The sequence below is a fragment of the Betaproteobacteria bacterium genome (assembly GCA_016713305.1).
In the GTDB taxonomy this organism is placed as follows: domain Bacteria; phylum Pseudomonadota; class Gammaproteobacteria; order Burkholderiales.
In genome coordinates this window covers 1-12,568 of record JADJPK010000021.1, presented here as the reverse complement: position 1 = coordinate 12,568, position 12,568 = coordinate 1, and the positions used below count along the sequence as shown (strand labels likewise).

Here is a 12,568-nt window from a genome sequence, read left to right as displayed (position 1 = left end):
CGCCCGTGCCGGTCAGCGCGTCGTCCTTGAGAGTGAGCCGAAGCCGCCTTCGATGCCCAGGGACCCGCCGATGATCTTGCCGCCGACGAACGGCCCGCCGTCGGGGTTGCCCAGACCGATGGCGAAGGCGATGTCCTCGGCCTTCGCCTCGATGTGCCCCTGGATGCCGGTGTCGCCGAAGATCACGACTTCGAGCGGATCCGCCATGTTCAGACCGAAGGCGAGCTTCAGGTCCACGTCGCCCTTCGTGTGCAGGTCGGCGCCCCCGGACACGGCGAATCCCTGCGTGGGCAGCTTGAAGCCGATGGGCAGGGATTCCGAGAACGCCGGCTTGAACGCGAGATCGAAGCGCAGGAAGCTCGCGTCGCCGTCCTTGACGAGCGAGAGGCCCAAGAGGTTGCTGTCCTTCGGCAGACCGAAGGCCTCCTTGAGCGCGGTGTCGAGCCCCTGGATGGAATCCGCGGGGTTGTCCGTCGCGCGCTGCACCGCTTTCGCGAACTGATCCGCGTACGACAGCATGTCGTTCACGCTCACGTCGATGAGCGGGATCTTCTGGTCGAGGAAGCCGAACTGCTCGAACTGCTTGAGGAAGTCCCCGAGGCTCGTGAGGCCCGCCAGGATGTCCGCGAGCCCGATCTCGGAGAACTTGCCCAGCTGATCGAAGCCCGCCGTGGTGACGTCCACCGTGGGCAGCTCGCCCTTGAACGGGTCGCCGATGTCGCTCATCGTGACGGTGACGGTAGGCTCGTCCCCGGGGGTGATCAGGCCGAACGACGGATTGGCGTCGACCTTGAAGGTGAGGCTGCCGTTGCCCCCCACCTCCGGCGCATCGATCAGCGTGTCGATGTCGCTCAGGCCTTCGATCAGTTCCTTCAGCGTGATCCTGCCGTCGGCCTTGGAGGTGCCCGGGTCCTGCAGCTCCATGGCGATCTTGCCTTCCAGGTGACCGTCGCCCTGCAGCTTGACGTTGACGAAGCCGAACTTCGCATCGAGCACGGCGCCCTCGTCGGGCGTGTCGATCTCGAAGCCGGCACTCGCATGCGCGTTCTCGATGTAGAGGCGGTCCAGCACGTCCACACCGCCCAGCGGTGCGCTGTCGATGAGGTGGTCGGGCGTCTCCGTGTCGTCGGTGACGTCCGCCCCGAGAATGCCCAGGCGGCTCGCGGCGTCGGAACCGATGGCGTTCTCGATCCGGAACACCGCATCCCCCGTGGCCGTGGTGTCCGTCAGGCGCAGCCGTGAATCGCCATCGGTGAACTCCACCGTCACCGCGCCCGCGGTCTGCGACTCGATGGCGTCGATGACATCCCCCAGCGTCCCGCCATCGCCGATGTCGCCGAAGCTCACTTCGTGGCGGACACCGTTGCGCGTCGTGACGAGGATGTGCGCGGTGCTGGCCGCGATCGTGTCGCCCAGACCCAGTTCGTCGGCCGCGACGCCTTCCGCGTCGATCTCGAGACTCTCCGTCGCGTCGTCGGTCGCCGTGAACGTGAGGCGCCGGCCCTCGGAGCCGACCTTGATCTTGCCCTTGAGGAGGAAATCTTCTCCCGCCATGGCGGCATCGATGCCGGCCTGCACGTCGTCGACGAGGTCGAGGAGCGTCAGGTTGAAATCGGTCTCGCCCTTGGGAACGACCACGACCACCGGCGCGCCGCCGTTCACGTTGTCCATCGACACCCTGAACACCGCGTCGCCGGTGAGACGGCCGCGTTCCACGCCCACGTCCGCTTCCGCCGCAGCGACCAGCCGCGGTTCGAACACCACGCCGCCACCGCGCAGCGACGACAGTTCGGTGGTGCGCGACAACGAGACGTAGCCTTCCTCACCCAGGTAGATGCCGAGCTTGATGCCCAATTCGCCATCAGCGGAGAGGTCCAGATTGCCACTGCCCTTCACGCCTGCGATCTGGCCCAGATTCAGGTCGAAGTCCAGCGGCACGGAGGTCTTGAGGAAGTCCTGCTTCAGCAGCAGGTTCACCACCAGGGACTCGGAAGCGGTGTCGTACGTGACGACGTCCGACCCGAGCACGTCGACGAGCTTCTGGCCGAACTCCTGCGCCGTGCGGAACGTGGGATTGCCGTTGGCGTCCAGCAGCTTGGCCGTGTCGTCGGTCTTGTCGTCCTTGGTGTCGTGGTCGTCGTACAGCAGGGTGTCCTGCACCAGCTCCGCGAGATCCAGGGCGCTCTTGAGCGCCTTGCCGACCAGGGGCAGGTCCGCGGCAAAGGCGCTGGTGTTCTGCATGTCCGCGAGCCAGTTGCCCACCTGGCGCAGCAGGCCCACCAGCGTGCCGGCGTTCATGTTGCCGAACTTGTCCAGGTTGAGCGCCTCGGGCACCTCGACGGACAGCGTGTCGAAATCGGTGACGTCCTTCCAGTCCAGCGCGATGGCGGTGTCCGGGCCGGCCGTGATGCCGATGAAGGGCACCTCCACGGGGAGACGGATGTCGGCCTTGCCGTCCACGTCGACTTCGGCCTGGGCGAGCGACTGTCCCCATTCGTCGAAGCCGATACGGCCGTCGCCGTTGCCGCCCGGAGGCTCCTGCAGCGCGAGCGTGAAGCCGGCGGAGGCGTCGACGGTGCCGTCGACGATGCCGATGGACAGGAAGCCGAAGCGCGCATTGGCATCGATGTCGTCGCCGGTGATGGCAAGCGATGCCTTCGCATTCGCGCTGCGCACGAACAGCCAGCCGTCGGCGTCGTCCTGATTCGCCGTCAGATCATCCAGATCGATACCCAGCCGCACGGCCAGATCGAACTGCGACTGGATGGCGGCATCGCTGCTGAAGGACAGGTCCGCCAGTCCGCTTTCCAGGTCGAAGCCCAGGTCGAAGCGGGACTGATGCGACGCATTGAACGCCGCGCGCAGGTCCCAGGTCAGTTCACGCGCCGTGGTGTCGTAACCCAGACCCAGGGAAGACGGATCCACGCCCGCTCGCGTGGCCACGGCCAGGAGCAGCGCCTGAATCGTGTCGAAGCTCGCAAGGCCGCCGGCATCGGACAGCGGTGCGACGAATGCATCGCGAATGCCGTCCGCGACCGCCACCATCTGGTCGAGCGTGCCCTGCACCAGCGGCACGTCGATGCCGGCGAAGGAATCCGCGAACCCGGTGAGCTGTTGCACGCGGTCGAGAATCGCCTGCGCGTCCACGCGCAGCAGATCGAAGAGCGCCTGCCCGTTGCCGGCCCCCAGAGACGGAGAAACGGCAAGCGGCTGTTCGATGTCGTCCCAGGCAAAGCTCACCTGGGCGGCGCCGAGTTCGAACGCGGCCGCCCCGCCCGGTGCGAAAGCGGAAACCCGCATGTCGCCCGAGATTGAAAGATCCGCAGCGGCCGAGCCGTCCACTCCGAACCCGAGCGTTTCGGCGCGCTGGTCCGCGTCGGTCAGTGCATCGGCCAGTTCCGCTTCGCGCAGGAGTCCATCCCCTGCCGGCTCGTCGAGCGTGAGCGCCAATGCCAGCGCGGGATCGACTGCCAGCACGGCATCGTTCAAGGTCACGCCCACGAAACCGAAACGGCCCTGCGCCTCGCCCGTGCCGGCAAGGTCGCGCACCGTCAGACCTGACACGCCCCCTTCGGTGTCCAGGTAGAACCCACTGGCGTCGACACCGAAGACGAGGTGCAACGCGACCTCCGCATCCAGATCGATGCGGCCGTCGAGATCGATGAGCCCGCCGAGATGCTCGGTGGAAATGCCGATGTCCGCCTCACCCGCCAGGCGCTTGGCGACCGTGACGTCGAACTCCGTTCCGTCGGGCGATGCGGAAACGTGCACGTTGCCGTCGACGGCATCGAGCGCGTCCAGGCGGGTGCGGAGCTGGTCGACGTCGAGCGTGCCGATCTCGTCCAGCCTCAGCGACGATGCGCCCGCCTCGAACAACCTGAGAAAACTGCCCGGATCCGTGGCCGTGACGCCGGCCAGCGCGGAAGGCAGCGACCGTCCGACGAGCCCGAGATCCGCCCAGCCGTCCGTCAGGGTCGAATCCAGCAGCCCGAAGACCTGTTCCAGTCCCGAGGCGATGCGCTCCGTGGTCGTGACGACGCCGTCGTCGTTGCTTCGCCCGCGCGCGACGCGCGCGAACACGAAACGGCCGAAGAGCTCCTTCCCCGCGCACGCCTCCCGCCGAGGCACGCGACCGCGCACGGCGCCACTGGCGTCGTGTCTGCACAAAGCGATTCATCCCCGGCGGAGAGACGCAGCGAGCGCTGCAATTCCCTCCTTTTCAGTTTCGACCTTTGGAGACGGGGCTTCCTTGCGTTTGGTCAAACGAGGGGATGAAGAGAGCTTCGATCACCGAAGCCCTCTCGGCCGCCCATGACGCGAAAAGCGAATCCACGATCATCCCCGGCCGACGGATCCGTGGCGACGCGACGCGCCTTCGACGACGGACCAAGTGCCTGTCTTGCTTGAGAAAGAAGGTCCTGCTGCGAATAGGCAGACGAAATGACGCTTGCTTGAACGTGCGGATGGCCCGCCCGCTCGGCCCAAGTCGGATCGAATCGACCTTGGCTACTTCCAGTGTGGCGGCCAGGTCGTCCGGAAGTACGGCAAGTTCTCGATGCGCTGCATCCAGGCCGACACCTTGGGCCCGGTCATGCCCGCCACGTCCAGTTCGGGCCGCTTCTTCTCCATGCGCCTGGTGAGCGCGACGAGCGGGTACAGCGCGAAGTCGGCGGCCGAGACGCTGTCCCCGGCCAGACAGGCGCCGCGCATACCGCTTTCCCAGCGCTGCAGCTCTTCGGCCAGGCGTGCCCTCGCCTCCGAGATTTCTTCCAGATCCCACTTTTCCTGCGGCGTGAACAGCACCTGATCCACGATCCGCTCCATGGCGATGGCGTAGTACTGATCGATCTCCTGGACCATGCGCCGCACGACGGCGCGGTGCTGGATGCTGCCCGGGAACAGGGACGGCCCGGTCGGGTAGGCCTCGTCCAGGTACTCGACGATGGCCGCCGATTCGTACAGCGCGAAACCATCGTCCGTGATGGCGGGCACCTTGTGCCGGGGATTGATGGCGAGGTATTCCGGCCGGGTGAGGTCCCCTGACGAAAATGACATGACCTTCAGATCGTACGGAAGCCGCTTGTGCTCCAGCGCAAGCCAGACACGCCACCCGTAGGGCGAACCGGAACCATAGTAGAACGTGATCATGTTCGGACCTCCGCTGGGCCTCGCCACGAGGCCGGTCGGGAGATCGTACTACCGCAATGGAGGGGCGGCGGTTTGGGCGCTTGCGACGATCCGGCCGGGCGTTCCAGCGAATTCCGGCTTGCGCGCCGCCGCGGACCCGCTATCCATTTCTCAGGTCGATCTTCGCCGACTCGATGTATCGGCCGAACTCCCTGTCCTTCTTTTGCTTCTCGGGATGGGACAGGTCGTTGAAGGTGGATCTCTTCTTGAGCTTCAGAAAGCCATCGAGGGCTTCGTGGCACCGTCGAGTCAAGAGAAATGCCACCGACGGTCGTGAAATGGATTGCAGTCCTTGTAGGGTGCAACGCTGCTGTACAGCCACCAGCCAGCGACAGGGCGCGTGCGTGCGGCGCATGCGGCCTCGCCGAGATCCCGATCGATCAACAGGTAGTTGCATGACTTCCCGGCGGTCGCCCAGTCGAGTTCCGCACCCTTCTCCTTCCAGGCCTCGGGGTAGATCTTTCGCCAGGCTGGATAGACAAACAAATCCGCACCACAAACGCCTTCGTAGGGAATGTGGATGTCGCCGCCCATCTTTTCTTCCAGCGTATCGCCCGTAAACCATTCTTCCTCTGGCATGTCCTCGAGCCCCGCATGATGCTTGGCAACCCCGTGGATGCCGCCGTCCGGGCCGCAAAGAAAGAACGCGTCTCTCGGCGGCTTGCCAGTCAACTGCACCCGCCTGCCCTGCTCCGCCAGCAGGCCTTCCCAAAGCTTGAAATCACGGAACTGACAGGAGACAGAATGGACGTCCTCTCGCCTCGCCATCGCAAGAATGAAGTCACGCAAGTCGTCGGCGATGTCGGTCTGGTTCATGTCGTTGGAAGAGAAGGAAAAGACCTACGTGGGCAGCTAACGCGCGCTTTCCCATTCGGTTGTCGACGTCTCGGTGTTGCGCCATCGTCACCGCCATCGTGAACAGCGACACCGCAGCGACGATGCCCAGTGCGATCGAGGCTCGCAAGTGGGAAGGGGCCTTCTTCGACAGCCTTTACGTTGAGCATCACCTGACCGACAACGGCGGTCGAAGCACGGCGTTTTCCGTCAGGCGAATGCGCAGGTTAGACAGGTAGTTCATGAAACTTGAGTTTGAAGTCGGTCGCATCAGGCACAGCCCGCTTGATTCCTAATGTCCGCGCCAGGCCGAAGGCGCGAACCGAACTGAGAAGTGCGTCCATATTCGTGTCGGTCATTCGTGCTCCAACGATTACTTGTCTGACGGCGGTCGCGGGGAAGTCGAAAAGGTGAGTCGCATACGGGGCGCCCGGAACTACCTCTACGGCATCTTCGAGAGGCACCAACATGCGCCACTCCCGCTCATAGGCCCAATGGACGCTCTTGACGAAGAACAGGTCGATCCCATCCATTTCAGTCATTTCCCCGCAAGGACGGCTATCCCGATACTGAACGACGGAGGTGCCGCAGTTCGTCAATCTCGGTCTTTCGTCTATCGAAGTATGGATGCCGGGGATCGAATCCCCAGTACGAATCCTGGTGACTAGCCGCGTAGTGAGCCCACATCAGCAGACTGTCCGGAACTTCAGAAAGCGATAAGACCCACACAATTCGTCGAACTTCTTGTGAATCAGTTGTGCTACGTCCTTGGTAATTCCCGAGACAAGCTGCAGCATCTCCGGCTCCTTCGCCGTCGTCAATTGTGCAGCCATACTCTGAAACATTTCGAACGAAAGCATCTCTTTCGTTTGGGACGGCAGCCAATCGTATGCGCGCTTTACCTCAGCAGGCAGGACGTTCTTGATTAGGCTTCTCAGCTCCGACTCTGGTGCGAGTGCGGTGACGCTAGGCCGTCCTTCGAATGGATCGTTGAAGGCACCAAGGGGCGTGAAGCGAATGCGTTGTTGCACAAGGATGGCCACGCGTTCGGGCGATAAATACTTGTATAGAAGACGCGGCAGTGAGTCCATGGATCAGTGCATCGGCGGTGGTCTAACGATCGGCGCTGCGCGCCCAGCCGCCGCATGCGGCCAGTCCGAGCGAGCGCACTGTTGGGCCGATACGATGCTTCAACGTCCGATCTCCTAGATGTCTTCGATCGCGACCAGGCCAAAGTACGCCGTCAGTTGCTCGACGGAGTAGCCAAAGAATGAAAAGCGCGCTTAACGTTCAAGGCCGTGTTCTCGGACGCAACTAAGATAGTAGGCTTCCTTGTGGGCTTGACCGTACAAGCCCTCCACGACTTTGGAAGATTTTCCGCCCATCATTTGCCTGAAAAACTCCGCCGCCTGCTCGTTGACTGCGCCTCACGGCGGCGCCGGATTTGAGCTGGGCGGTACTCCATACCAATAGAAGGCCAGCCCATCCCGACGACAAGTATCACGACGCCAAGAACTACTGCCGACTTACTGTCCACGAGCCCGCCCTTTCTCAGTCTTGCTGATCCGATTCGCACAATTGGTCCTGCCACGCAATGGAGATCTTGCTCTTTACAACAGGACGACGTTTCCCATGCCCAACTACGGCGATCACGCATCGATAACAGGCGGCGAAGCCGGCTGTTACCGGTCGGATGCAGCGGCTAGGTTGGGCGTCGTCAGGCCAGGTGAAAAAGAGCGACACGAGTCCATGTAGAAAGGCATAGTAGACGCGGATTCTCTTGCTCGGTTCTCGTCCTCTAGCTCAGCTAAGGACTTTCTGCCATGAAGTATGTTGCAGCGAACATCGTAGACAAAGCGCCGAAGCTCTGCGACTCGTTCGATCAGTTGATTCACTGTGCAGTTTTGTGGCGTTGAGCTCTTCTCGAAACTCTCTGAGGCGATTGAAGAAGTCGCGGCCGTTCTCATGGCTAATACGAGAGTCAGGACAACTGTCGTCCACGCTCCCGTCACTCCCTCAGCAACTAGCCTTACAAACGCTGCTAGAAAAAGTCTGGACCGGCGTACGTTGGCCGATCAAGCACTCCAACGCGGATTGCTTTTGGGCCCCCGCTCACCATCGAACGCCCTTAATCTCGTTCGATGCGATTGAGCCAGTCGATCTGGTAAAGGCTGTTGTAGATGAAGAACTGATAGACAAAAGGCGTTAGCATCGTTGAACGAGCTTGGGCCCGTCATACTCCGCCACGTGGTTCGCCGCAGCGTTGTCCTCATGCACCCGGCGGAGCATGCGGGCGTAGTCGACAACCACTTGAGGTAGATGCATGTTCTTCTCTCAAACCCAGCGTGCGTCGTACTACGCCCAACGCCGGCCTTCAGCCGATGACGATGGTAGGCGAAGCGCGCCGTCGTCGATCGGTTGGAAGGACTTGTTGGCCGAGATTTCGTTACGCATAAATAGTGGCTACCTGCGTACCTCTTGTTTCAAACACCGCTCGTCGCACGATACCCACTTTTCCAGCCGAAGGCCCTTTGCTTCTCGTGGGAGTCATGGCCTTGGAGTACTCGGCTACGGTGAGCGAGTAGATGCAGAACGAACCATTCGATTGTTCGAACGCGCCAAGCACTCGACGAATCCGTTTGAGCATGAGGTAGCTGACGCCAACGCTCAACGTTCCAGCGCGCGCACACTTGATCACAATTCTCTCCCCGTCAAGCTCAGCTTCGTTGCTCTTCGTCCCGAGCATCCGCGCACCGATCTCGCGTGCTATCAGCGGTGCTGTCGTACGCCCAAACTGGTTGCCAGCAACTCCACTCTGCTTGTTCTGCGGCATCGTCACTCCTGGATCTGCTGTGCCCAACGTTCGAGCTAAGCTGCCCGCGGAGGCGGGCGCTGTACGCTTGCTTCGCGATGATGCACCATGTGCCGCGGACCCGCCTTTACAGTGCCTGCCGTAGCGGGGTCAGCTTGAGCGAGTGGTTAGGCCATACCTGCAGTTGCATCTTGATTGAGCGAGCAAGGCCTCCAGGTCTCCATACAGGCTCTTCTTGCTAGTGATGTTCATCTTCTCAGCAGCGCGAGATGCCAGGCACCAAAATGGACGGTATCACCAGCTTACTAGTTCACCTCGGCGCCATCGGCGCTAAGAACTGTCTCAATCTGAAGACCTCGGTTTCCAGATAGAAGGGAATGAGCCACCTTGCCGATCGAGTCTCGCGTTTAGCAATTGCGGCTCAGCAATCCAAGCAATGTCGTAGGCAAACCTGTCGACAACGGAATCGAATATCTCGTCTTGCCTCTCAAATACGGTGCTCCTCGTTTCCTTGAAGTCCGAGTCCTGGACTGAACAGAACAACGGGGTCGGGTCTTGCAATCCGGCGCTTAACCGACCTATTCGAAGTTCGCGCGGAGCTCTCCTGAGTCGGTGTCCTTCGGGCTCGTACGTGGCTGTCACCGCGAGAAGTGCCGTTATAGTGACCACTGGTGAGCTCGATGCGGAGAGGGCGGGACATGGGCGGATTCTGGTTGAGGGATGTGTTGCTGCAAGACCGGACCCCATCGTGCGCCACGGGGCCCCTCTTCGTGTCCTGAAGACTGAGCCACCTCTCGTTGTGCCTACTCGTTTCGATCCTGGTGTCTCGCGCACCAATGAGAAAAATCAACATTCCCAATATAAATCCCAGCAACAGGTACCCCGAATCGGCCAACCAATCGATCCAAACAAACGCAGCCTGCCACTAGAACCCTGGGTAGGGCCACAAGGCGACCCCCGAACTTGGGGACGCGAAACAGCGCTCAGAAACATCTGCAGTTGAACGTATAGGTTTCGCAACCATCCTCTCTGTGGAAAACCCAGCGCCCGCGCCTGGATAGTCGGGGCTGGGTCTTGAAGTCCAGCACTTAACCGGCCTATCGAAAGTTCGCGCGGGAATTCTCCATAAGTCGGTGTCCTTCGAGCACGTACGCGGCTGTCACGGCGAAATGCCGTTATAGAAACCACTGGCGAGCTCGATGCGAGAGAGCGAGACATGGACGGATGCTGCGTCGGGGCATGTCTAGTGCGAAACCGGACCCCATCCTCGGCGCAGACTCAGTCTGAGCGTACGTGCGTGTACGCAGTGCACGGCGCTCTTTGCTTAGTAGTAGACAGTGCCGTTCCGTCGTTTGAAAAGCTGGTAACTGGGCTGCCATCCTGTACGGTTCGATTTCGCACTCGCATCCACGCAGAAGCATATGTCACCGTTATCCTTGACATGGTACGCCTCTGCCGAAAAGGTCAGCTCGATGCCATCGACGATTCTTGAAAACGAAAGCGTCTCTGCGGGATCAAGAAGCCGGTCATAAGCCATCGATTCGAATTCCTTGCCGACGACCGTCACCTCACGTCTCAAGAACTGGCAGGCCGGGTCCTCACGACACCTTTGCTCCATTGTTCCAGTACCAGTTCGAAAAACGCTCTAGAAGGCGCCTGAGCATTGGTTCTGTCCTCGATGCACGTTACTTCATCAACAACTCTGGCCGTGACTTCCCATACATACCGCCTGCTAAGGAACGTGATTGTCCAGATCAGCAGTACGATGCTGAAGAGTACGAAGAACGGGGTCGGGTCAGGTCCAGATCGGTGATCAAGCGGTGGAATGGGGCTTTTCTACAGCCTCAACGTTTGAAGTAACCGGCGCCGGAGGGTGCAGCGGGGAGGGAACCCCAACTGCGCAGCTGTTGGGACGTCCGGTTGGATGAGTTGTTGGCTGGAGAATTTCTATCGTGCGTGACCATCATCCACAATAACGCTGTATTTCTTGAATTCTGGGAGTGGGTGGTTTTGCCTTTCGTAGCAGGTGACCTTGTAGTTTCGTACCTGCCCTGGCGTAAGGAGCCCGTCTAACTGTTCACTGCACGAGTGGACGAACTGCCCTTTGTCGTCGAAGAACTCTACCCGGACATCTACGTAGCGCCAGGTTGTTGTGCCCTTAGTTTTCCAGTTCCCCAATTACTGCCAAACAGCACTTGTCCTTTGCGACACGATGAGTCTTAACGACAACGTTGGCTTTCTCCGAGAATTCCTTTAGCTCAGGAGAATTGCGATATGTGTCGATCCATTCCCAAGCGAGAATGATCACGAGTAGCCCAATACCGAAACCAAGGCCACTCGTGAAGCCGGCTCGAAATCGCCACGATGAACTAAGGTCTTTCCCATCTACCATCCAATGTGCCCCTGCTTGTGCCGGCTAACGAAAGCATCACAAGCCGGCGAGGGCGGGCGAAGCACGACGTCGCCGGTCAGGCGGCTGCGCAAGAGCTGCATCCTCGTGTGGCCGCCCACCGACCTCTATCCAAGCCAGAGAAATTGCGGCACCCCAGACAGCCGGAGTAACACACCACGCGTCTCAAGTCAACCCTTGATCAGCGGGCAGTACGACTCGTGTTCACCCAAGAAGACCGTCAAGGCCATCGGTATAGCGGCCAGCGTAAGCAAAATCGCCAGCCTGGCGGCGAACCAGCGCCAGAGCGCTTCCCGCCAGCAGCGCCACCAATCCGATCAAAAAGCAAAGCTTCTGAAAAGCGAACCGCAGATCAACCCCACTGTAGTTGACCATTTCCGCGATGGCCAGGTACTCCCGGGGCTTCCTTGACAGGGGCCCCGGCGTCCACTCCGCGTAAAGAGCAGCAGCGTATGTAGCCCAGAAGAGCCCGGATGACTATCGCAAGCTTCCGGACACGTTTGTCGGATACACCGGACACTCTGACGTGAAAGCTCAGAGGCGCGCCGCTCAGCGGCGCATCCGCTGGAGCGCGGGGTTGGGTGACGCTACGACGCAACCAGAGCCACCAGTGCCGATGATGCTCGAAAGGTAGACGACAAGAACGAAAATGAGGGAACCCAGCGACTTCGGACTACGGGCGCCGACTCACCGACCTTCTTGACGGTGACAACGACGGGGTCGTGAAAAACCGAAGGAAGTAGCACATAGGACCGCGAAGCCATGCGTTCCTCCCCTGTGCCCTTGTAGCCAAAGCCAACCAGAATGGGGGTGTCCCTCGGAAATGATGCCAAGACTTCCCGCGCCGGCGGCCAGACGCCGAGACTGCCGACCACGGCTACAACGGGGTAAACGATCACCGTCAGCGGAAGCTGAGCTTGAACAAGCGACCACAAGAAGTTGTCTGGGCGGCCCACTAGACTTGTCTCACCAACTAGAAGTCGACAAGACTTTGACGCATAGCATTCTCGCCCCCTCTGTGACGCGAAACAACGCGTCCACCAGATGTATAAAGTACAGCGGTCCCGCCCATCGACCACATGCATCGGTCAGGACAGCATTTCAACCCACATGCCAGGGCCGCGCCCGTCGTGGACCCCTCGACCGGCGGCCATCACGCCCCGAATCGGCTCAGTCGCAACGGCTCCCGGCCGGATGGGCCGGATGCGGTGGGTTCCAGTGACCCGTGAGGCCCTGTGGCCTGCAAGCCGCAGCAGGCAGGTCCACCTGAAATCGAAGCCCTTCTAACGCATCCCGCCACTGCTGGCAATCCGCTCAACGTTTCC

The 12,568-nt window shown here is 61.0% G+C and carries 9 protein-coding genes; all 9 read right to left on the bottom strand.

From position 1 onward, the window contains the following. Window positions 1–12: 12 nt before the first annotated feature. Window positions 13–4,080: a hypothetical protein gene (locus IPK20_20525; GenBank protein ID MBK8018848.1), complete on the bottom strand. Its 4,068-nt coding sequence runs from the start codon at window positions 4,078–4,080 to the stop codon at window positions 13–15. 426 nt (window positions 4,081–4,506) lie between these two features. After that, window positions 4,507–5,148: a glutathione S-transferase family protein gene (locus IPK20_20520; GenBank protein ID MBK8018847.1), complete on the bottom strand. Its 642-nt coding sequence runs from the start codon at window positions 5,146–5,148 to the stop codon at window positions 4,507–4,509. 139 nt (window positions 5,149–5,287) lie between these two features. Next, complete coding sequence (locus IPK20_20515; GenBank protein MBK8018846.1) at window positions 5,288–5,440, bottom strand: hypothetical protein; 153 nt, start codon at window positions 5,438–5,440, stop codon at window positions 5,288–5,290. Continuing rightward, a complete protein-coding gene (locus tag IPK20_20510; GenBank protein MBK8018845.1) occupies window positions 5,437–6,003 on the bottom strand; it encodes a hypothetical protein in 567 nt (188 codons plus the stop codon). The genes IPK20_20515 and IPK20_20510 overlap by 4 nt, the downstream gene beginning before the upstream one ends. 245 nt (window positions 6,004–6,248) lie before the next feature. Beyond that, window positions 6,249–6,554, bottom strand: coding sequence for a hypothetical protein (locus tag IPK20_20505; protein ID MBK8018844.1), 306 nt, complete (start codon window positions 6,552–6,554; stop codon window positions 6,249–6,251). Between the two features lie 153 nt (window positions 6,555–6,707). After that, entirely contained in the window at window positions 6,708–7,112 is a 405-nt protein-coding gene (locus IPK20_20500) for a hypothetical protein (GenBank protein ID MBK8018843.1), read from the bottom strand. A 1,355-nt stretch (window positions 7,113–8,467) separates the two neighbouring features. Next, window positions 8,468–8,854: a hypothetical protein gene (locus IPK20_20495; protein MBK8018842.1), complete on the bottom strand. Its 387-nt coding sequence runs from the start codon at window positions 8,852–8,854 to the stop codon at window positions 8,468–8,470. 1,303 nt (window positions 8,855–10,157) lie between these two features. Then, entirely contained in the window at window positions 10,158–10,400 is a 243-nt protein-coding gene (locus IPK20_20490) for a hypothetical protein (GenBank protein MBK8018841.1), read from the bottom strand. 1,047 nt (window positions 10,401–11,447) lie between these two features. Continuing rightward, a complete protein-coding gene (locus IPK20_20485; GenBank protein ID MBK8018840.1) occupies window positions 11,448–11,618 on the bottom strand; it encodes a hypothetical protein in 171 nt (56 codons plus the stop codon). Window positions 11,619–12,568: the final 950 nt, after the last annotated feature.

Coding starts and splice junctions, on each gene's coding strand:
- IPK20_20520 (MBK8018847.1), bottom strand. CDS start 5,148: ATGATCACGTTCTACTATGGTTCCGGTTCGCCCTACGGGTGGCGTGTC.
- IPK20_20510 (MBK8018845.1), bottom strand. CDS start 6,003: ATGAACCAGACCGACATCGCCGACGACTTGCGTGACTTCATTCTTGCG.
- IPK20_20505 (MBK8018844.1), bottom strand. CDS start 6,554: ATGGATGGGATCGACCTGTTCTTCGTCAAGAGCGTCCATTGGGCCTAT.
- IPK20_20500 (MBK8018843.1), bottom strand. CDS start 7,112: ATGGACTCACTGCCGCGTCTTCTATACAAGTATTTATCGCCCGAACGC.
- IPK20_20495 (MBK8018842.1), bottom strand. CDS start 8,854: ATGCCGCAGAACAAGCAGAGTGGAGTTGCTGGCAACCAGTTTGGGCGT.
- IPK20_20485 (MBK8018840.1), bottom strand. CDS start 11,618: ATGGTCAACTACAGTGGGGTTGATCTGCGGTTCGCTTTTCAGAAGCTT.